Source organism: Desnuesiella massiliensis, assembly GCF_001403615.1.
Lineage (GTDB): Bacteria > Bacillota > Clostridia > Clostridiales > Clostridiaceae > Desnuesiella > Desnuesiella massiliensis.
In genome coordinates this window covers 903,566-924,461 of record NZ_LN879456.1, presented here as the reverse complement: position 1 = coordinate 924,461, position 20,896 = coordinate 903,566, and the positions used below count along the sequence as shown (strand labels likewise).

General features: G+C 31.6%; 21 protein-coding genes and 1 tRNA gene. All 22 read left to right on the top strand.

Annotated features, from left to right (window positions below; genetic code table 11):
- Complete coding sequence (gene ftsA / locus BN2665_RS15235) at nt 1-1,218, top strand: cell division protein FtsA (protein ID WP_055667949.1); 1,218 nt, start codon at nt 1-3, stop codon at nt 1,216-1,218.
- Nucleotides 1,219-1,233: 15 nt separating this feature from the next.
- Entirely contained in the window at nt 1,234-2,334 is a 1,101-nt protein-coding gene (gene ftsZ, locus BN2665_RS15230) for a cell division protein FtsZ (protein ID WP_055667948.1), read from the top strand.
- 156 nt (nt 2,335-2,490) lie between these two features.
- Nucleotides 2,491-3,291: a sigma-E processing peptidase SpoIIGA gene (locus tag BN2665_RS15225; protein ID WP_055667947.1), complete on the top strand. Its 801-nt coding sequence runs from the start codon at nt 2,491-2,493 to the stop codon at nt 3,289-3,291.
- A gap of 12 nt (nt 3,292-3,303) precedes the next feature.
- Entirely contained in the window at nt 3,304-4,011 is a 708-nt protein-coding gene (sigE, locus tag BN2665_RS15220) for an RNA polymerase sporulation sigma factor SigE (RefSeq protein WP_055667946.1), read from the top strand.
- 75 nt (nt 4,012-4,086) lie between these two features.
- Nucleotides 4,087-4,860, top strand: coding sequence for an RNA polymerase sporulation sigma factor SigG (gene sigG / locus BN2665_RS15215; RefSeq protein WP_055667945.1), 774 nt, complete (start codon nt 4,087-4,089; stop codon nt 4,858-4,860).
- A gap of 324 nt (nt 4,861-5,184) precedes the next feature.
- The gene (locus tag BN2665_RS15210; RefSeq protein ID WP_055667944.1) at nt 5,185-5,442 is read left to right on the top strand and encodes a YlmC/YmxH family sporulation protein; all 258 of its coding nucleotides are present in this window, start codon (nt 5,185-5,187) and stop codon (nt 5,440-5,442) included.
- A gap of 91 nt (nt 5,443-5,533) precedes the next feature.
- Nucleotides 5,534-5,992 (top strand): transcriptional regulator NrdR, encoded by a 459-nt coding sequence (gene nrdR / locus BN2665_RS15205; RefSeq protein WP_055667943.1) that lies wholly within the window; start codon nt 5,534-5,536, stop codon nt 5,990-5,992.
- Between the two features lie 139 nt (nt 5,993-6,131).
- On the top strand, nt 6,132-6,845 hold the full coding sequence (gene pgeF / locus BN2665_RS15200) for a peptidoglycan editing factor PgeF (RefSeq protein ID WP_055667942.1): 714 nt from the start codon (nt 6,132-6,134) through the stop codon (nt 6,843-6,845).
- A gap of 16 nt (nt 6,846-6,861) precedes the next feature.
- A complete protein-coding gene (locus BN2665_RS15195) occupies nt 6,862-7,557 on the top strand; it encodes a response regulator transcription factor (protein WP_055667941.1) in 696 nt (231 codons plus the stop codon).
- A gap of 2 nt (nt 7,558-7,559) precedes the next feature.
- Nucleotides 7,560-9,266, top strand: coding sequence for a two-component system histidine kinase PnpS (gene pnpS / locus BN2665_RS15190; RefSeq protein ID WP_055667940.1), 1,707 nt, complete (start codon nt 7,560-7,562; stop codon nt 9,264-9,266).
- 167 nt (nt 9,267-9,433) lie between these two features.
- Entirely contained in the window at nt 9,434-10,381 is a 948-nt protein-coding gene (locus tag BN2665_RS15185) for a PstS family phosphate ABC transporter substrate-binding protein (protein WP_055667939.1), read from the top strand.
- A gap of 225 nt (nt 10,382-10,606) precedes the next feature.
- Entirely contained in the window at nt 10,607-11,509 is a 903-nt protein-coding gene (gene pstC / locus BN2665_RS15180) for a phosphate ABC transporter permease subunit PstC (protein WP_082435923.1), read from the top strand.
- The gene (gene pstA / locus BN2665_RS15175) at nt 11,509-12,378 is read left to right on the top strand and encodes a phosphate ABC transporter permease PstA (RefSeq protein WP_055667937.1); all 870 of its coding nucleotides are present in this window, start codon (nt 11,509-11,511) and stop codon (nt 12,376-12,378) included. Before pstC ends, pstA begins: the two co-directional genes overlap by 1 nt.
- Before the next feature lie 21 nt (nt 12,379-12,399).
- Nucleotides 12,400-13,155 (top strand): phosphate ABC transporter ATP-binding protein PstB, encoded by a 756-nt coding sequence (pstB, locus tag BN2665_RS15170; protein ID WP_055667936.1) that lies wholly within the window; start codon nt 12,400-12,402, stop codon nt 13,153-13,155.
- A gap of 29 nt (nt 13,156-13,184) precedes the next feature.
- Nucleotides 13,185-13,937, top strand: a complete 753-nt coding sequence (pstB, locus tag BN2665_RS15165; protein WP_055667935.1) for a phosphate ABC transporter ATP-binding protein PstB — start codon at nt 13,185-13,187, stop codon at nt 13,935-13,937.
- Nucleotides 13,938-14,030: 93 nt separating this feature from the next.
- Complete coding sequence (gene phoU, locus BN2665_RS15160) at nt 14,031-14,687, top strand: phosphate signaling complex protein PhoU (RefSeq protein WP_055667934.1); 657 nt, start codon at nt 14,031-14,033, stop codon at nt 14,685-14,687.
- A gap of 102 nt (nt 14,688-14,789) precedes the next feature.
- The gene (locus BN2665_RS15155; protein WP_055667933.1) at nt 14,790-16,094 is read left to right on the top strand and encodes a DUF512 domain-containing protein; all 1,305 of its coding nucleotides are present in this window, start codon (nt 14,790-14,792) and stop codon (nt 16,092-16,094) included.
- An 11-nt stretch (nt 16,095-16,105) separates the two neighbouring features.
- Nucleotides 16,106-17,422 carry a ribosome biogenesis GTPase Der gene (gene der / locus BN2665_RS15150; protein WP_055667932.1) on the top strand — a complete coding sequence of 439 codons (1,317 nt, stop codon included), beginning with the start codon at nt 16,106-16,108 and terminating at the stop codon, nt 17,420-17,422.
- A gap of 1 nt (nt 17,423) precedes the next feature.
- Complete coding sequence (locus BN2665_RS15145) at nt 17,424-18,416, top strand: NAD(P)H-dependent glycerol-3-phosphate dehydrogenase (RefSeq protein ID WP_055667931.1); 993 nt, start codon at nt 17,424-17,426, stop codon at nt 18,414-18,416.
- A gap of 152 nt (nt 18,417-18,568) precedes the next feature.
- Nucleotides 18,569-20,047 carry a stage IV sporulation protein A gene (gene spoIVA, locus BN2665_RS15140; protein ID WP_055667930.1) on the top strand — a complete coding sequence of 493 codons (1,479 nt, stop codon included), beginning with the start codon at nt 18,569-18,571 and terminating at the stop codon, nt 20,045-20,047.
- Between the two features lie 136 nt (nt 20,048-20,183).
- Nucleotides 20,184-20,259 (top strand) — tRNA-Pro (locus BN2665_RS15135).
- Between the two features lie 134 nt (nt 20,260-20,393).
- Nucleotides 20,394-20,639, top strand: a complete 246-nt coding sequence (locus tag BN2665_RS15130; protein WP_055667929.1) for a hypothetical protein — start codon at nt 20,394-20,396, stop codon at nt 20,637-20,639.
- Nucleotides 20,640-20,896: the final 257 nt, after the last annotated feature.

The window sequence follows — 20,896 nt, the reverse complement described above, 5'->3', positions numbered from 1 at the left end:
ATGATCAACGAATATATAGTAGGTGTTGAAGTAGGATCTTCAAAAGTTTCTGCAACTATTGGGAAATTAGATAAATTTGGAGGCCTAAAGATATTAGGTAGTTGTTTTGAAAAGTGTACTGGGGTAAAAAAGGGTATAATAATTAATATAGATAGTGTAGCGGAAGTTGCTAAAGCCTGCTTAGATAATTTACAGAAGATGATCGATGTTCCCATTAATAAGGTATATTTATCTATACCAAGCGGTATGTGCAGAATTATCTCTAGCAAGGGTGTTATAGCTATTTCTGATGATAAACAGGAGATAAAAAAAGAGGATATAAAGAGGGTAATGGAAGTAGCTAAGATTGTACAAATTTCAAAAGATGAAGAAATAGTGGACTCGCTTTCAGAGCAATACATAGTGGATGATTATACTAATATTGATGATCCTGTAGGAATGAAAGGTAGCAGATTAGAAGTTGATGCAAAAATAATAACTTGTAAGTCGTTATTCTTAAATAACTTAAATAAAAGTATAGATAGCATTGATTTACAGGTTGCTGGAACCATAATTCAGGCTTTAGCTGATTATTCTCATATCACAGAAAATGCAGATAAATCTGATATTGCTTTAGTAGATGTAGGAGCGGATGTTACAAATATCTCATTTTTTAAAAAGGGTGTTTTAACATATACTTCAATACTACCTCTGGGTGGAAGCAATATTACTAGTGATATAGCTATTTGTTCCGGTATGCCTTTAGAAGAGGCGGAAGAAGTTAAAATTAAATACGGGGCTCTAAACAAAAATTATGAAGATGTAATATTAAAAGCTTCCAATGGAGCTCAAATACAAAGATATACCTTAGAGGATATTATTGAGGCTAGAGTAGAAGAAATTTTAAAATTTATATTAAAAGAATTAAATAAAACTGGTTACTATAACGATATTAAAAATATATATGTATATGGTGGTGGTATAGCTTTATTCGATGGAATAAAAGAATTAAGTGAAGAAGTATTAGAAAAACCAGTTTTAATTTCAATTAATTCTGAAAATCATCACACATTTACCTCTTTAGGTATTGTTAAAAGTGTATTTAATGAGGTAAAATTAGAATATGAAACATTGAGTAACAGATTTGAAAAAACAAATAGTTATGAGAATGAGGAAGATGTAGATACAAAAAATAACTTTTTTAGCAAAGTTAAGAGAATTATAGGTGAATTTTTCTAAAGAGGAGGAATTATTTTGTTAGATTTTGATGTTGATGTTCAGCAATTTGCGCAAATAAAAGTAGTTGGTTGCGGCGGTGGAGGAAATAACGCTGTTAATAGAATGATAATAGAAGGTTTAAAAAATGTTGAATTTATTGCTATTAATACGGACAAGCAAGCTTTAATGCTATCCCATGCAACGCAAAAGATACAAATCGGAGATAAATTAACAAAAGGCTTAGGTGCTGGAGCTAATCCTGAAATTGGACAAAAAGCTGCAGAGGAAAGCAAAGATGAAATAGCTGAGGCAATAAAGGGCGCTGATATGGTATTTATAACTGCAGGCATGGGAGGAGGAACTGGTACAGGAGCTGCACCAGTAGTAGCTGAAATAGCTAAATCCATGGGAATATTAACTGTTGGAGTAGTTACAAAGCCCTTCCCTTTTGAAGGTAGAAAAAGAATGCTTCATGCTGAAATGGGTATAAATAATCTAAAGCAGAGAGTGGACACTCTTGTTACTATTCCAAATGAAAGATTGTTGTCCATGGTAGATAAAAAGACTACATTGCTTGATTCTTTTAAAAAGGCTGATGATATATTGAGACAAGGTGTACAAGGTATATCTGATTTGATTACTATACCAGGATTGGTTAATCTAGACTTTGCTGACGTAAGAACAGTAATGTTAGATAAAGGTTTAGCTCATATGGGTGTAGGTAAAGGCACTGGAGATAATAGAGCTCAAGAAGCAGCGAAACAGGCTATATCAAGTCCGCTTTTAGAGACTTCCATAGTAGGAGCAACTGGAGTATTACTTAATGTTACTGGAGGAGCAGACCTAGGCTTATTAGAAATTAATGAAGCTGCTGAGATTGTTCAACAAGCAGCAGATCCAGACGCTAATATAATTTTTGGTGCTGTTATAGATGAAAGCTTGAAAGACGAAATTAGAATCACTGTAATAGCTACTGGTTTTGAAAGTGATAGAAAGCAAAAAGAAAAGCAAAATTTGAATATGGAAACAATAAACATTTCTCAAAATAAGGCTCCATTAGAAGAGGTAGCATCAGCGAAGGAATATAATGATGGAGATTTAGAAATCCCTGCCTTTTTGAGAAAGCAGAGAAGATAAGAATTTAAGACCATTTCCTTTTAAGGAGATGGTCTTTTTTTACTATGATTTGGAATAAAATGTAATAAAACATAAAATAAAAAAGTATATATTGAATAAGAAAATGACAAAATTTTGAAATGGTTAGATATATAATAGTTTTATGGAGGGGTGGCCATGGTAATAAACATAGATGTATTTATTTTAGAAAATTTTATAGTAGATTTTTTTTTAATGTATATAACTTTTCAAGCAGTAAAAATAAAGGTTAAATTAAGAAAAATAATTCTTCCATCCATAATAGGGGCTATGTATGCTTTAACGCCATTTTTACCGAACAGTGCTATTTTTATATCTTTGCCTTTTAAATTATCCATTGTTTTGCTTTTTATGTTTTTACCCTTAGGTAAGAAGAATATTTCTTTACTTTTTAAGTGCAGTTTTATATATATTCTTTTCTCTATGATTTTAAGTGGTATATGTTACTTTTTAGGAATCAGAGGATTCCATATGGACGGTGCTTTAGATATAGGAAATTTCAATTATAAGTATTTACTTTTGGCTATGATGATAGTATATGTGATTTTAACTAGACTCATAGATTTTATAAAAGATAGAAATATTATGAATAGTTTTATTTATTATATAGAAATAGTTAATGGTAATAAAGCTACTAGAGTAAAGGCTTTTCTTGATACAGGAAATGAATTAAGAGAACCTGCAACTAACTTACCTGTTATTATAGTTGAAAAACAGTATATTAAAGATATAGCTTTTAAAAATGACGAACTATTCTATATTCCGTATAAGGTTGTAAATGGTGAAAAAGGTAAACTAGTGGGATTTAAGCCTACTGGAGTAAAAATATATTATGATTCCAACAATATAAAATTTAAAGATGCGATAATATGCAGTTGTGAGGAAAAATTAAGCTCTACAAATGAGTATGAAGCGTTATTATCAAGAGGAATAATGTAAAGGTGGGATAAGATGTTAAAAATAAAAATTTTATTAAACAGACTTTTATCTAAGATAAGCATATTCTTTAAGAGGATTTATTACATTGGTGGCAATGATGCTCTCCCTCCACCTTTATCTAAGGACGAAGAGGATGATCTTGTATCGCAACTTCTATCTGGTGCTGAGAATGTAAGGAGTACTTTAATTGAAAGAAATTTAAGGCTAGTGGTATATATAGCAAGAAAATTTGAAAATACTGGAGTAGGTGTGGAAGATTTAATTTCTGTGGGAACCATAGGTTTAATAAAGGCGGTAAACACTTTTAATCCTGATAAAAAAATAAAGCTAGCTACCTATGCTTCTAGATGTATAGAGAATGAGATATTGATGTATCTAAGAAGAAATAGCAAGGTAAAAGCAGAAATTTCCTTCTATGAACCTTTAAACATAGATTGGGATGGTAATGAGTTATTATTGTCAGATATCCTAGGTACAGATAATGATATGGTTTATAATTTTATAGAAGATGAAGTGGATAAGAATTTGTTATTTCTAGCAATGAAGAAATTAAATGAGAGAGAAAAAGAGATAGTAAAGCTTAGATTTGGATTGTGTGGCATAAAGGAGAAAACTCAAAAAGAGGTAGCGGATATGCTAGGAATTTCTCAATCCTATATTTCTAGATTAGAAAAAAGAATAATAAAAAGATTAAAAAAAGAAATAAATAAAATGGTATAGAGTTTGTCTTTTGTATAAAATTCAACCTATCAGGGGATAATTTTAATGCAATTACTCTGAAAGGGCTGATACAAAATGATGATTAGCAAAGTAGAAATTTGTGGAGTAAATACATCTAAATTGCCGGTTTTAAAGGAAAAAGAAATGAAGGAGCTCCTGCTCAAAATGAGAAAGGGTGACGATACTGCTAGGGAGACCTTTATTAAAGGAAATTTAAGGTTAGTTCTAAGTGTGATACAAAGATTTAATAATAGGGGAGAAAATGTAGACGATTTATTTCAAGTGGGATGTATAGGTTTAATGAAAGCTATAGACAATTTTGATCTGAGTCAAAACGTAAAGTTCTCTACTTATGCAGTACCAATGATAATTGGTGAGATAAGAAGATATTTAAGAGATAATAACTCCATAAGAGTAAGTAGATCTTTAAGAGACATAGCCTATAGAGCACTATTAGTCAGGGATAAATTAGTAAATGAAAACAATAAAGAACCCACCATATCTCAAATAGCTAAGGAACTAAATGTGCCTAGAGAAGAGGTGGTATTTGCTTTAGATGCAATTCAAGATCCTGTATCCTTATTTGAACCTATATATCATGATGGTGGAGATGCTATATATGTTATGGATCAAATTAGCGATACAAAGAATATAGATGAGAGTTGGTTAGAAAATATATCTATAAAAGAAGCTATGAAAAAGCTGAATGCTAGAGAAAAACTTATTTTAAATCTAAGGTTTTTCGATGGCAGGACACAAATGGAGGTGGCTGAAGAAATAGGTATTTCTCAAGCTCAGGTTTCAAGGCTTGAAAAAACTGCATTAAAACATATGAGAAAATACATATAGTATTTTAATGCATCTGGTAAAATAACTTATCAAGTATGTTTTCAAGATGTTTAAATAAAAACCTGCTTAAAGCCAAAGATTTATAGATTTTAAGTAGGTTTTTTACTTTTATATATTCTAATATAAATAAACTACTCATATAAATGTGAAGAAAGAAAAACATTTAAGGCATCGTAAAAAAATAAATAGTCAAAGATGAGTGGTATATTTTGCGTAAGACAAGGACAAAGGTTCCATTAATAGTGGACGCAGTATTACACAAAATAGACGAGTAGACTGACTAGTTATTTTTTGTAGATGCCTAAATAGGGGGAGGAGATAAGTATGGAATCACTACACTCTGTAAATAATATAAAAATGATGGAAGTTATTGATGTAAATATGGGGGCCAAGCTTGGATTCATTAAAGATATAAAAATTGACTGTGATAACTATAAAATTTTGTCAATACTTATTCCTGTACAAAAAAATTCCTGGTTTAGCAAACTGGACATGCTTGAAATTCCATGGGATAAGGTTGTTAAAATAGGGGTAGATGTGATTTTAGTAGACAGTGACAGTAGCTTTTCAGATAATATGTAGAAATTATGCTATAATATGTGTATAATAACCTTATATCGAAAATATCTAAAAGGAGATATGATCATAATCTAGTAGAAGGGCGTGAAAAATATTGAAGTGTCCATATTGTGCATATGAGGAAAGTAAGGTTGTAGATTCTAGGTCTACAGAGGATGATATGGCCATTAGAAGGAGAAGAGAATGTCTTAATTGTGGTAAGAGATATACCACCTATGAAAAGATTGAAGACATACCCATATTAGTGGTGAAAAAAGATTTAACCAGAGAATACTTTGATAAAAGTAAAATTATAAATGGTGTTATGAAAGCCTGTCAGAAGAGACCTGTATCTAGAAAAGAAATTGAAGGAGTTGCAACAGACATTGAAAAAACCTTAAGCAATCAAATGCTTACTGAGGTAAAATCTGATTACATAGGAGAGCTCATAATGGAAAGATTAAAGAATTTGGATGAGGTTTCTTATGTAAGATTTGCTTCTGTATATAGACAGTTTAAAGATATTAATACTTTCATGGAAGAGATTAAAAATCTTATGTCTAATAAAGAATAGCCAAGAAATATGGCTATTTTTTTATTATATAGAAATTCATAATAAAAATATGTTAAGATAAAGTTAATAATAGTTAATTAATATAAATAATAATAAATACAATTTAAAAAGATGTTAAAATAAAATAGGGGGTGCATTCATGGAATTAACCACTGTAGATGAGGATTATAAGTTTATTACGCATAGTTTTAATAAGGTTAAAATTCATTTCTCGACAGCTTATAATGGTCTTAATTTTAACTTAAGCTCTGAAGAAGGAAAAGAGAATCTAGAAAATATTAAAAAATGGTTTAATGTCAAGGAAATTGGATACTTAAATCAAGTTCATAGCGATTTAGTTTATAATTTTGATGGTGACAAGCACCAAGGAGATGCATTGATTACAGAAAAAAAGGGAGTAGCTATAGGCGTATTTACTGCAGATTGTGTACCTATTATGCTATTTGATAGTGAGAAAGAAGTAATAGCTGCGGTGCATAGCGGATGGAAGGGAACTTATTTAAATATAATTTCAAAAGTCTTAAATAAAATGAAGTTTGAGTATGGATGTAAGGCTAAAAATATAAAAGCTATTATTGGGCCCCATAATATGCAGTGTTGCTATACCATAGGAGAAGATCTAAAAGAAAAGTTTTTAAGTCTTCCATTATTTCAACATGAAGCTATAATGAATAAAGAGAATCTTAATCTTCAAGAATGTATTAAGATACAGTTGCTAAGTGAAAATATAGAATTAGAGAATATTATATTTAATGAGGTATGTACCTATTGTAATAAGGAACTACCTTTGCATTCTTATAGGAAAAATAAAGAGAACGCTGGAAGAATGTTTTCTTTTATTTACATGAGTTAGAATTGGAGGTTTTACAATGGCTGATGAAAAAATATTAGTAGTTGATGATGAGGAACATATTATAGAATTGTTAAAGTTTAATTTAGAAAATTCTGGGTACAAAATTTATGCAGCTACTAATGGCTTAGATGCTATAAAGCTTGCAAAAGCTGAGATACCTAAATTGATTCTTTTAGACCTTATGCTGCCTGGTATGGATGGATATGATGTATGTAAAGAGATAAGAAAAGATAGTTCCATATCACATATTCCAATAATAATGATAACGGCAAAGGGTGAAGAACTAGATAAAATATTAGGATTGGAATTAGGCGCAGATGATTATATAACAAAACCTTTCTCTATAAGGGAGCTTTTAGCCAGGGTGAAGGCGGTTTTAAGAAGAACAAATAATCAATATATTGATAAGTCTTTTAAATTTGGTAATATAACTATAGATTTTCAAAAGCATGAAGTTACTAAGAATTCCTCTAAAATAGATTTAACTTTAAAGGAATTTGAGCTTTTAGAGATATTGATTAAAAATAAGGGAAGAGTTATGACTAGAGATTTTCTTTTAGATAAGATATGGGGCTATGAATATATTGGAGAGACTAGAACTGTAGATGTTCATATAAGGCATTTAAGACAAAAGATAGAGGATGATGATAAGAACCCTAAATACATTGAAACCATTAGAGGAATTGGATATAGATTTAATCATGGAGAATAGCTATGAAGAATAAAATAATGATTTCCGTACTAAGCACCATTCTATTTAGTCTTATAGTTATCACCTCTTTATTTATAGTAATTTCAAATTATCAATATGTAGAAAATATGAAAAATAATTTAAAATTAAATAATGAAATGCTCTATAAGCTAATAAATGAGGATGCTTTAAAATCCCAGGAACAATTTTTTGAAAATGGCAGGAATCAATCAGAAATACGAATTACCCTTATAGATAAAGAGGGCAATGTAAAGTATGATTCTTTAAAAGATTATAGAGGAATGGAGAATCATAATCTGAGAAAAGAAATAATTGAGGCTAGAGAAAAGGGAGAAGGAAGTAGTATTAGATATAGTGACACCACAGGAAAAAACATGATTTATTATGCTACTAAGCTTCAAGATGGAAGCATAATAAGAACTGCTATGGCTCTAGAAAATATAAAGATGCTGCAGAATTATTATTTAAAGTATTATTTTGCAATACTGATTATGGTTATTATAATGGCGGTAATACTATCTTCAAAGCTTACCCACGTTATAGTAGAGCCCATTAAAGATTTACAGTTTATAACCTCGAGAATTGCAAAGGGCGAATATGACAGAAGAGTAAATATTAAATCTAAGGATGAGATAGGGGAATTAGGAAGAACCTTTAATAATATGGCTGATAGGCTTCAATTAACCTTAAGCGATGTAATTGATAAGCAAAATAGATTAGAGGCTATATTAAAGAGTATGGATAGTGGAGTTATAGCTGTAGATAAGAATTATAAAGTAATAATGATAAATCCCTATGCAAAAAAAATCTTTGGAGTAGATGAGGATATAATTGGTCAAAATCTTATGGACAATATAAGGGATTTTGAATTTGAAAATGTGTTTAAAAACAATAAAGATGAATATACAGAAATTAAAATTTTATGGCCTAGTGAGAGAGAACTTAGAATTAAAACTGCAGATATAATAAATCAGAATCAGCATATAGGTACTGTGGCGGTGGTTCAAGATATAACGGATATTAAAAGACTTGAGAATATGAGGTCTCAGTTTGTAGCGAATGTATCACATGAACTCAAAACCCCATTAACTTCTATAAAGGGGTTTGCGGAGACTTTAAGATATGTGGAAGATTCGGCCAATAAAGAAAAGTTCTTAAATATTATAAATGATGAAGCTGAACGATTGACTAGATTAATAAACGATATTTTAATATTATCTGATATTGAGCAGCATAGGGATGACAGAATGGAAGAAATTGATGTGACCGCATCCTTAAAAAATATATATTACTTAATGAAAAATACAGCGGATAAGAAAAATATCAAATTGGAGCTTATGGTAAAAGATCAATGCAATATATGTGGTAATGAGGATAGATTTAAACAAATGATAATAAACTTAGTAGACAATGCTATTAAGTATTCAGAAAGAGAAGATGAAGTTTCTATAATTTGTAGTAAACTAAAAGATAAATGTGTTATAACAGTTAAGGATACTGGAGTAGGTATTCCAAGGGAACATGTTTCAAGGCTTTTTGAAAGATTCTATAGAGTAGATAAGGCTAGATCAAGAGCTAATGGAGGTACTGGCTTAGGTCTGGCCATTGTAAAGCATATAATATTAAGCTTTAAAGGTACCATAGAAGTTAAAAGTGAATTAGGAAAAGGTAGTGAATTTATTGTAAGAATCCCACTGTATAGAGGCTAAATCAGCCTCTTTTTTGTTCCGTGCAAATAATAAGTTTCAAATTTAGACATAATACTTAACATAAACTAAACATAAACTAAACATGTCCTAAACAAAACATAAAAATATTTATGTTAATATTAGGATGTAAGGCAAAACAATATAAAAATTAGGAGGAGAGAGACAAGATGATATTATCTAAAAAGAAACTACTAAGTATATTAGCTGCTTTAACTGTAAGCGCTACAATATTTGCAGGATGCGGATCAAAATCAGGTGATAATACTGGATCAAATAATAAAGGTGAAACAAAAAAATTAAGTGGAACAATAAAGATTGATGGTTCTTCAACGGTATTCCCAATATCTGAAGCTATGGCAGAAGAATTTAATCAAAGCTATCCAGACGTAAAAATAACTGTAGGAGAATCTGGAACTGGCGGAGGAATGAAAAAATTCACTAATAAAGAAATTGACATAGCAGATGCATCAAGACCAATAAAGGATGAAGAAAAAGAAGCTGCTAAGAAAAATGGCGTAGAATATGTTGAGTTAAAGGTTGCCTATGATGGAATTACTGTAGTAGTAAATAAGGACAATGACTGGGCTAAAGAAATGAAAGCTGAGGACCTAAACAAGATTTGGAAGGAAGGAAGCACGGTAAAGACTTGGAAAGATGTTAATCCAGCATGGCCAGATCAACCAATAAAATTATATTCTCCAGGAACAGCCTCTGGAACCTTTGAATATTTTACAGAAGCAATAAATAAAAAGGCTAAATCTCAAAGGCAAGATGCTACTCCAAGTGAAGATGATAATGTATTAGTACAAGGTGTAGCTGGAGATAAATATGCTATGGCTTACTTTGGATATTCATATTATGAAGCAAACAAATCAAAGATCCATGCAGTTAAAATTGACGGTGTAGACCCAAGTTTAGATACAATCAAAAATGCAACATATAAACCTCTTTCAAGACCATTATATATTTATATAAATAAAGAAGCTTTAAGCAGACCAGAAGTAAAAGAATTTGCTACTTTCTACTTAAAACAAGCAACAAAAATAGTTCCTGAAGCAAAATATGTACCATTTGCAGAAGCAGAATACACAAGTCAATTAGATAAATTAAAATAATATAACAAAAAATTAAGAAACGCTCTAAATTTTAGCAGCGTTTTTTAAATTTTTTGCGTTGCTATGTTAAATTTTTTTAACTTAATCTTAACTTATTCATCTCCATAGCATAGAGGTTTTAGTATAGAATTTATAACAGAAGAAACAATATTATGGTATTTTTATTGCTTAACAATACCATAATAATATTAACTTTATGTTAAGTTAATGATTAGGAGGGTAACAATGCATAAGTTAAAGAAAAATAAAAAGAGTTTAACAATTAAAGAATTGATAATTGAAAGGATACTTCAGCTATTTGCTGTGATATCAATATTAACCACTATTGCTATTATAGTTAGTTTATTTGGAGAGAGTATAAATTTTTTTAAAGAAGTTTCAATAATTGAATTTTTCACCTCTAAAAAGTGGACACCACTAATGGAACCTAGAAATTTTGGAATAATACCTTTATTCACTGGAACTATGATCATAGCCTTAGGTGCAAGTATAGTATCTATACCCATTGGACTAGGAACTGCTATATATTTAAGTGAATATGCACCTAAAAAGGTTAGAAAGGTTATAAAGCCAATTTTAGAGGTGTTAGCTGGCATTCCCTCTATAGTTTATGGATTCTTTGCACTAAATTTTATAACTCCACTACTAAAAGGAATTTTTCCTCAAACAGAAGTGTTTAATGCAGCAAGTGCAGCTATAGCAGTAGGAATTATGACAATTCCAATGGTGTCCTCCCTAAGTGAAGATGCTATGAACTCCGTTCCTAATTCCATAAGAAATGGTGCTTATGCCCTAGGATCTACTAAGCTTGAAGTAGCTACTAAAATAGTACTACCAGGGGCTAAATCAGGAATAATCTCTTCTTTTGTTCTAGCAGTATCCAGAGCTATTGGGGAGACTATGATAGTAACTATTGCCGCAGGGGCAAATCCACAAATGACTCTAAACCCATTAAAGAGTATACAAACCATGACTGGCTATATGGTCAATGTTAGTATGGGAGATGTAACTCATGGAACTGTTGAATATAAGACTATTTTTGCCGTAGGAACAGCATTGTTTGTAATGACCTTTGTGTTAAATTTAATAGCCAAAGCTTTCATAAAGAAAAATGTGGAGGTAGCGTAATGGATCAAAGCACATTAAGAAATATTAAAAGAAGAAAGATTAAAAACTCTATAGTAAAATATTTATTTTTAATATGTACTCTATTTGGAATAGTAGTTTTGATAGTGTTATTAAAGCAAATACTTGAAACGGGATTAAAGCATTTAGATTTAAAATTTTTAACCAGTTTTCCTTCAAGAACAGCGTCAAAAGCAGGAATTAAATCTGCCCTTGTCGGAAGCCTATGGGTTATACTATTAACAGGTTTATTCTCCTTTCCATTAGGGGTAGGTACCGCTATTTATTTAGAAGAATATGCAAAGAAGAATTGGTTTAATAAATTACTTCAAATAAATATATCAAATTTAGCTGGAATACCATCCATAGTATACGGAATGTTAGGTTTAAGCGTATTCGTAAAAGGGTTAAGATTTGGAACAAGTATCTTATCAGGTTCTTTAACCCTAACATTGCTAATATTGCCTGTAATAATAATATCCTCTCAGGAGGCCATAAAAAGTGTACCAGATACATTAAGGCAAGGTTCCCTAGCTCTCGGAGTAACAAAATGGCAAACCATAACTGGGGTAGTATTACCTTATTCTTTGCCAGGAATATTAACAGGTTGTATTTTAGCTATATCTAGGGCTCTAGGAGAAGCTGCACCTCTTATCATGGTAGGAGCTGTGGGTTACATAGCTTTCTTACCTAAAGGACTATTAGACTCTTTTACTGCATTACCTATTCAAATATACAACTGGACTTCAAGACCACAAGCAGAGTTCCAAGAAATCGCTGCTGCAGGAATTATAGTTTTAATGGCGGTGCTATTAACCTTTAATGCTATAGCTGTAGTAGTAAGAAATAAATATCAAAAGAGATTTGACTAAGATTAAGAGGTGATTGATAATATGGCTTTAGGCATGAAAGTAACAAATTTAGATTTTTATTATGGCAAATCAAAGGCTTTAGAAAATATAAATCTTGATATTCCAGCAAATCAGGTAACGGCATTAATAGGCCCTTCAGGCTGTGGTAAATCCACATTTTTAAGAAATCTAAATAGAATGAATGATTTAATTGATGGAACAAAGGTTGAAGGGCAAATTTATTTAGAAGATAAAGATATTTTAGATAAAGATGTGGATGTAGTAGACCTAAGAAAGAAGATAGGTATGGTATTTCAAAAACCTAATCCCTTTCCAAAAAGCATCTATGAAAATGTAATATATGGACCTAAGAGACATGGCATAAAGAATAAGGCTGAATTAGATGAAATAGTAGAAAAAAGCTTAAAAGGGGCTGCCTTATGGGAAGAGGCAAAGGATAAACTTCATAAGTCCGCTTACGAGCTTTCAGGAGGACAACAGCAAAGATTATGCATTGCAAGGGTGCTAGCAGTGAAGCCAGAAATAATATTAATGGACGAACCAACCTCTGCCTTAGACCCTATATCCACCATGAAAATAGAAGAGCTAATACAAGAGTTAAAAAAGAACTATACGGTGGTCATAGTTACTCATAATATGCAACAGGCAGGCAGAATATCTGATCGTACTGTGTTTTTCTTAAATGGAAGAATTATAGAGGCAGATTTAACTGAAAATATTTTTTACAATCCAAAGGATAAACGTACTGAGGATTATATTTCAGGTAGATTCGGTTAAAGAATTTTTAAATTATTGGAGGATTAAATATGGCAACTACTATAAAGGTTAAGGATTTAAATTTATATTATGGCAGCATGCAGGCCCTAAAAAATATAAATTTAGACATTGAGAAAAATGCAGTAACAGCTCTTATAGGACCTTCCGGCTGCGGTAAATCCACTTTCTTAAGAACCTTAGATAGAATGAATGATTTAATTGAGAATGTAAAAATTACCGGAGAGGTCATATACGAAGGTAAGAATATATATAAAGACTATGATATTATGGAATTGAGAAAGAAGATAGGTATGGTATTTCAAAAGCCTAATCCCTTTCCAATGTCCATTTATGATAATATAGCTTATGGACCTAGAATTCATGGAATAAGAAATAAATCTGTATTAGACGGTATAGTTGAAAAAAGCCTAAAAGAGGCTGCCCTTTGGGATGAGATAAAGGACAGGTTAAAAGAAAGTGCCTATGGTCTTTCAGGTGGTCAGCAACAAAGACTTTGCATATCAAGAACCTTAGCTGTAGCACCAGAAATACTTTTAATGGATGAACCTACTTCAGCTCTAGACCCAATTTCTACATTAAAGGTTGAGGAATTGATGGATAGCCTTAAAAAAGAGTATACTGTAGTTATAGTAACTCATAATATGCAGCAAGCAGGGAGAATTTCAGATAACACAGTATTCTTTTTAAGTGGAGAAATAGTGGAAAATGGAAAAACTGAAGATATATTCTATAGACCAATGGATAAAAGAACTGAAGATTATATAACAGGAAGATTTGGATAAAATCTATCCTGTTATCATATTATATAGTATAATGTATTTATAAAATTGTGAAAATTGAAAAGAATCAATTGATATAGTATAGGAGGAGACAATATGACAAGGGGCTCTTTTGATTTAGGATTACAAAATCTCCATAACGATGTATTAAGGATGGGAAGCATCGTTGAAAAGCAAATACATTTATCCATAGAAGCTCTAGTAAATCAAGATGAGGAGAAAGCTGATTTAGTTATTAAAAACGATGATTTAGCAGATAATTTACAAAAGGAAATTGAAGATAAATGCATTAAGCTAATAGCTATGCAACAGCCATTAGCTAAGGACTTAAGAAATATATTTACCACTACAAAGATAGTTACGGACCTAGAAAGAATGGCAGACCATGCAGTAGATATAGCAAAAATAGTAAAGAGATTAAAAGGTGAAAAATATCTTAAAGAATTAGTAGATATACCTAAAATGTCTGACATAGTACAAGATATGATTAAGAAATCCATAGATGCCTATATAACAGGGGATGTGGATAAAGCTTATGAAACCTGTAAGATGGACGATGAAATTGACGCAATATACAGACAAGTTTTTAGTGAACTGCTAGTATATATGACCAAGGATAAATCTAATATAGCCCAAGCTACTCAATTTTTATTTGTATGTAAGTTCCTTGAAAGAGTTGCAGACCATACAACTAATATCTGCGAATGGACTATATACCTTGTTAAGGGTGAATTTATAGATTTAAATGATTAAAAAAGTACCTCCTATGATAAGGAGGTATTTTAATTTTATTGACTATATAGTTTAATTAAGGTAAACTAACTAATTGATAAATAAATTTATGGGAGTGAAATCATGAATACATTAATTTCAAAGGTGCTAGAAAATAGCATTGCGGAAGAAGTAGGTATTGAGGTTGGGGATAGGGTTTTATCAATAAATGGTAATGATATTAATGATATAATAGATTACAAATTTTTATTAGCAGAAGAGTATATTGAAGTAGATGTTGAAAAACAAGACGGAGAAATATGGACTTTTGAAATTGAAAAGGATTATGAAGAGGATTTAGGTGTAGAATTTGAAAATTCTATAATGGACGAAGCAAAAAGCTGCTGTAATAAATGTGTGTTTTGCTTTGTAGACCAACTTCCAAAGGGATTAAGAAATACTCTTTATTTTAAGGACGATGATTCTAGACTATCCTTTTTACAAGGTAATTTTGTTACCTTAACTAATATGAAGGATAGCGATATTGACAGAATAATAAGATATAGAATAAGCCCCATTAATGTGTCAGTACATACTACAAATCCAGAACTAAGAGCAAAAATGCTTAACAATAGATTTGCAGGGAACATTTATGAGAGACTTAAAAAACTGGCTGAAGCTGATATTACTATGAATTGTCAAATTGTATGCTGCCCTAGCATTAATGATGGAGAAGAGCTTAAAAAAACTATAGAGGATTTATATGCTCTCTATCCTGCAGTGCAGAATGTGGCTATTGTTCCTGTAGGTCTTACTAAGTTTAGAGAGGGACTTTTCCCTTTAAAGTTGTATGATAAAGATAGTGCAAAAAAAGAAATTGAGAATATAAGAGTCTTACAAGGAAAATATATAGAAGAGATAGGGCATCCTTTTGCAAGACTATCTGATGAATTTTATGTGGTGGCGGAAGAGGAAATACCTGAAGAAGATTTTTATTGTGACTATGAACAACTGGAAGATGGCATAGGGATGATAAGACTTTTCAGAGAGAATATAAAAAATAATCTAAAGGATTTAGATAAAAATAAAAAAGGAAGTTTTGCTATTGTTACCGGAGTTTCTGCTTTTAATGATATAATAAAAGCAGCAGAGCTAATTGAAGCAGAAAATAATAATATTAAAGTACATGTAAATAAGATAATTAATGATTTCTTTGGAGAAAATATAACTGTAGCAGGATTGATTACTGCCACAGATATAATAAATCAAATAGATAAACACAAGGAATATGAAAGCATAATTATACCTAAAAACATGTTAAGAAGTGGAGAGGATATTTTCTTAGATGATATTACATTAAAGGATTTAAGTCACAGGTTAAATAAAAAAATACTGGTATGTGATTATACTGGTGAAAATCTAATTCAAATAATTAACGAGAACTGTTAGGAGGAATATAAATGGGAAAACCAATAGTAGCTGTAGTTGGAAGACCTAATGTAGGTAAATCCACTTTATTTAATAAACTAGCTGGAAAAAGAATTTCTATAGTGCAAGATACTCCAGGAGTAACAAGGGATAGAATTTATGCGGAGGCTGAATGGCTTAGGCATACCTTTACTATTATTGATACCGGTGGTATAGAGCCTGAAAGCAGTGATATAATAGTAGCTCAAATGAGAAGGCAAGCACAGATAGCCATAGAAACTGCGGATGTAATAGTATTTATAGTAGATGGTAAAGAAGGATTAACAGGAGCTGATGGAGAAGTAGCTCAAATGTTAAGAAAGAGCAAAAAACCAGTAGTTTTAGTAGTTAACAAGATAGACTCCTTAAAGGATGAACAAAATGCTTATGAATTCTATAATTTAGGTATAGGAGACCCTATAACTATATCTGCAACACAAGGTTTAGGCTTAGGGGATATGCTAGACAGGATAGTTGAGCATTTTAAAGACTCTGATAATGGTGATGAAGAGGATGAATATATTAAAATAGCTATGGTAGGAAAGCCTAATGTAGGTAAGTCCTCTTTGATCAATAGATTATTGGGAGAGGAAAGAGTTATTGTTAGTGATATTCCAGGAACTACTAGAGACGCTATTGATAGCTACATAGAAAATGAACTTGGGAAATTCATATTAATAGATACTGCAGGATTAAGAAGAAAAAGCAGAGTTAAAGAAGAGATTGAAAGATACAGTGTTATCAGAACTCTTGCTGCCATTGAAAGAGCAGACGTATGCATACTTATGCTAGATGCAGAAGAAGGAGTTACAGAACAGGAAGAAAAGATTATAGGTTATGCTCATGAATTAAATAAGGCTATAATGGTTATAGTGAATAAATGGGATTTAATTGAAAAAGATGATAAGACCATGGATAAGTTTAAAAAGGAAATATCCATGAAGCTCTCCTTTATAACCTATGCTCCATATTTATTTATCTCTGCAAAAACAGGTCAAAGAGCTCATAAAGTATTAGAAGTTGCTAAGGAATGCTTTGATAACTATAATAAGAGAATATCTACAGGAGTTTTAAATGATGTAATAAATAAAGCAGTTCTTATGAAGGAACCTCCTACAGTGGGATTAAAAAGATTAAAGATATTCTATGTTACTCAAGTGGGAACTAAACCACCTACTTTTATATTCTTCGTAAATGATTCCCAAGCATTGCATTTCTCTTATGAAAGATATTTAGAAAACCAATTGAGAGATAGCTTTGACTTTAAGGGAACAGGTATAAAATTGGAGTTTAGAGAAAGGAAAGAGTAAAATGAGTAAGATTACTTTTCTAGGTGGAGGAAGCTTTGGTACGGCTTTAGCTACTTTATTAGCTAAAAAGGGCAATAGGATTTCTATTTGGGATAGAGATGCTTCAGTGGTAAAGGACATAAATGAAAATAGAAAGAATTCTAGATATATGAAGGAGTTAGTAATACCAGAGAACATAACTGCTCATTTAAGCATGGAAGAGGCTTTAGTAGAAGCAGATTATGTTATAGTATCAGTTCCTTCCCATGTGGTAAGAAGCCTATGCGAGAAAGCAAAGGCATTTATACCTAAAAAGGCTATAATAATAAGTATAGCTAAAGGTATAGAGGAAGGCTCATTAAAAAGAATTTCTGAGATAATAGAAGAAGAATTAGGGAACCCAGTGGTAATACTTTCGGGTCCTAGCCATGCAGAAGAGGTGGCTATTGAAATCCCCACCACTGTAGTGGTTTCTTCAAGGGATATGAAATACGCAGAAATAGCTCAAGATCTGTTTATGACTCCTAACTTTAGAGTTTATACCAATGAAGACCTAATAGGGGTAGAAATCGGTGGGGCAGTTAAGAATATTATAGCCCTAGCAGCAGGGGTATCTGATGGGCTAGGTTATGGAGATAATACGAAGGCTGCCTTAATGACTAGAGGTATGAGTGAAATAATCAGAATAGGCATAAAGATGGGCGGAAATCATGAAACTTTCTCAGGGCTCACAGGTATGGGAGACCTAATAGTTACCTGCACTAGTATGCACAGCAGAAACAGAAGAGCAGGCATATTAATAGGTAAAGGTAAAACCATGGAGGAAGCAGTGGAAGAGATCGGCATGGTAGTAGAAGGCATAAAAGCTTGCAAAGCTTTTTACCAGCTTAAAGAGAGAGAAGAGGTTTCTATGCCCATAACTGATGTATTATATAATGTGTTATTCAATAATATGAACCCTATAAATGGGGTAGCTGATCTTATGCTAAGAGATAAGAAAAGTGAAACTTATTAGAGGAATAATTTAAACAAAAATATAATATATATTTTATATAAAACCTATGAAACAAATGAAAAATTTTGTTTTATAGGTTTTATTTTTAGTAATAAAAAGTATTTTTAATAAATATATATATATTGTTAATATGTATATTAGGAGGGTATAACTTGGATAACTTTAATATATACAAGGATATTGCCGAAAGAACTCAAGGGGATATTTATGTAGGAGTTGTAGGTCCAGTTAGAACAGGAAAATCCACCTTCATAAAAAGATTCATGGATATGATGGTAATACCAAAGATAGACAATACTTATAAAAAACAAAGAGCAAAGGATGAGCTTCCTCAAAGCGGATCGGGAAAAAGTATTCATACCACTGAGCCTAAATTTGTTCCTAATGAAGCTATCGAAATCACCTTAGAAGATGGAATAAAGTTCAAGGTAAGAATGGTAGACTGTGTTGGTTATATCGTAAAGGGTGCTTTAGGCTACATGGAGGGTGAACAGGCTAAAATGGTAACCACTCCTTGGTACGACTATGAAATACCCTTTGAAGAAGCAGCAGAAATAGGTACGAAGAAGGTTATCAATGAACACTCTACCATAGGACTTCTTATCACCACCGATGGTTCCATCACTGACATCAGCAGAAGTGAATACGTAGAAGCTGAGGAAAGGGTAGTTCAAGAATTAAAATCTATAAATAAACCTTTTATAATGGTTCTAAACTCCTCCCGCATGTATTCCACAGAAACCATGGCACTAAAAAAAGAGCTTGAAGAAAAATATGATGTGCCAGTACAGGTAATGGATGTACTGAACATGAAGGAAGAAGACATAGTAGGTCTATTCCAAAGAGTATTAAAAGAATTCCCTGTAAAAGAAATAAACATAGATATGCCAGAATGGATTGAAAAGCTAGAACCTACTCATTGGTTAAAGGTTAATTTCTTAAATGTAGTTAAGGACATGTGCAAAAACATATTTAAAGTAAGAGACATAAAAAAATCTCTAGATAATTATAGAGAGGAGGACTTCTTAGGAAATACATCAATTAATGAAATGAATATGGGAGAGGGCACCGCAAGAGTAGAAATGGCTCCTAAGCCAGGTATATTCTATCAAATATTAAGTGAAGCCTGTGACTGCAATATAAGAGGAGAAAATGACTTATTGTCAATTATAAAAAATCTTAATAGAGCTAAGACAGAATTTGAAAAAATAGAAGCCGCTCTAAAGGATGTAAAAGAAACTGGCTACGGCCTTGTAGCTCCTCAATTAGCAGAAATGAAGTTTGAAGAGCCTGAAATAGTAAAACAGGGCAATAGGTACGGAGTTAAACTAAAAGCTAGCGCACCATCTCTGCACTTTATAAAGGCAGATATTCAGACTGAGATATCTCCTATAATGGGAACAGAAAAAGAAAGCGAAGAGCTAGTAAAATCCTTATTAGAACAGTTTGAAAGCGATCCATCAAGGATGTGGCAAAGCAATATGTTTGGCAAATCCTTAGAAATGCTTGTAAAGGAAGGACTACAAAATAAGCTCTATAAAATGCCAGAGGATGTTCAATGCAAGATTCAAAAAACACTACAAAAGATAATAAATGAAGGCAATGGTGGTTTAATTTGTATTATATTATAATGGAAATAGGGCCTAGCAGCTTATCTTTGAAAAAGTATAAGCTGCTTCAAGGCTTGTATTGAATAAGTCTGTTTATATATATGGTAAAAAATGTTATTGATTTTATTTCAATATATGATATAATATAAATCGTTATCTGGGTATGGCGCAGATGGTAGCGCGCTAGAATGGGGTTCTAGAGGTCGCAGGTTCAAATCCTGTTACCCAGACCAATCCTGTATTTTCAAGGCTTCCAAGGCTTTTGTAAGTAAATGACATTTAAAATAAGCCACTAGAATTTTGATGTAAAAATCATGGTTCTAGTGGTTGTTTTTATGCCTGTAATTAGCAGGAAAGGTGATATAAAATGAGAAGAAAAATTGAATTACAACAGCCAACAACTACTTTGGAAGAAGGTATAGAAAGATGGATTTTACATTGTAAGAGACGTGGACTTACAGAGAAGACAATTAGATATTATCAGGATATCAGTAATATTTTTATGAGACACGTTTATTACAAAACTCCGATATCTAAGATAACAAAAAATACAATAGATGATTTTGTTATTAAATTACAAGAGTTTTTAATAAATAGAGGAGATATGGTATAGATTATGTTTTTGTTCATAGCTACGGTGGAAAATTATCTACAGATAGGTTAAATAATATTTTAAATAATTATTATAAGTTAAGAGGTGTAACAAAAACAGGAGTGCGTATATGGAGGAGAACCTATGCTAAAGATTACATTGTCGCAGGTGGAAGTGCATTAAGGTTACAAGTACAATTATGTCATTTTAAGCAAGTTAACAAATTAGTAGTTAATTGTCCTAAACGCTTATAAACGCAAAATCATAACCACCTCTTT

What these genes read in the sequence shown, in the direction of transcription:
- ftsA (WP_055667949.1), top strand. Translation starts at nt 1, where the DNA reads ATGATCAACGAATATATAGTAGGTGTTGAAGTAGGATCTTCAAAAGTT.
- BN2665_RS15225 (WP_055667947.1), top strand. Translation starts at nt 2,491, where the DNA reads ATGGTAATAAACATAGATGTATTTATTTTAGAAAATTTTATAGTAGAT.
- sigE (WP_055667946.1), top strand. Translation starts at nt 3,304, where the DNA reads ATGTTAAAAATAAAAATTTTATTAAACAGACTTTTATCTAAGATAAGC.
- sigG (WP_055667945.1), top strand. Translation starts at nt 4,087, where the DNA reads ATGATGATTAGCAAAGTAGAAATTTGTGGAGTAAATACATCTAAATTG.
- BN2665_RS15210 (WP_055667944.1), top strand. Translation starts at nt 5,185, where the DNA reads ATGGAATCACTACACTCTGTAAATAATATAAAAATGATGGAAGTTATT.
- pgeF (WP_055667942.1), top strand. Translation starts at nt 6,132, where the DNA reads ATGGAATTAACCACTGTAGATGAGGATTATAAGTTTATTACGCATAGT.
- BN2665_RS15195 (WP_055667941.1), top strand. Translation starts at nt 6,862, where the DNA reads ATGGCTGATGAAAAAATATTAGTAGTTGATGATGAGGAACATATTATA.
- pnpS (WP_055667940.1), top strand. Translation starts at nt 7,560, where the DNA reads ATGAAGAATAAAATAATGATTTCCGTACTAAGCACCATTCTATTTAGT.
- BN2665_RS15185 (WP_055667939.1), top strand. Translation starts at nt 9,434, where the DNA reads ATGATATTATCTAAAAAGAAACTACTAAGTATATTAGCTGCTTTAACT.
- pstC (WP_082435923.1), top strand. Translation starts at nt 10,607, where the DNA reads ATGCATAAGTTAAAGAAAAATAAAAAGAGTTTAACAATTAAAGAATTG.
- pstA (WP_055667937.1), top strand. Translation starts at nt 11,509, where the DNA reads ATGGATCAAAGCACATTAAGAAATATTAAAAGAAGAAAGATTAAAAAC.
- pstB (WP_055667936.1), top strand. Translation starts at nt 12,400, where the DNA reads ATGGCTTTAGGCATGAAAGTAACAAATTTAGATTTTTATTATGGCAAA.
- pstB (WP_055667935.1), top strand. Translation starts at nt 13,185, where the DNA reads ATGGCAACTACTATAAAGGTTAAGGATTTAAATTTATATTATGGCAGC.
- phoU (WP_055667934.1), top strand. Translation starts at nt 14,031, where the DNA reads ATGACAAGGGGCTCTTTTGATTTAGGATTACAAAATCTCCATAACGAT.
- BN2665_RS15155 (WP_055667933.1), top strand. Translation starts at nt 14,790, where the DNA reads ATGAATACATTAATTTCAAAGGTGCTAGAAAATAGCATTGCGGAAGAA.
- der (WP_055667932.1), top strand. Translation starts at nt 16,106, where the DNA reads ATGGGAAAACCAATAGTAGCTGTAGTTGGAAGACCTAATGTAGGTAAA.
- BN2665_RS15145 (WP_055667931.1), top strand. Translation starts at nt 17,424, where the DNA reads ATGAGTAAGATTACTTTTCTAGGTGGAGGAAGCTTTGGTACGGCTTTA.
- BN2665_RS15130 (WP_055667929.1), top strand. Translation starts at nt 20,394, where the DNA reads ATGAGAAGAAAAATTGAATTACAACAGCCAACAACTACTTTGGAAGAA.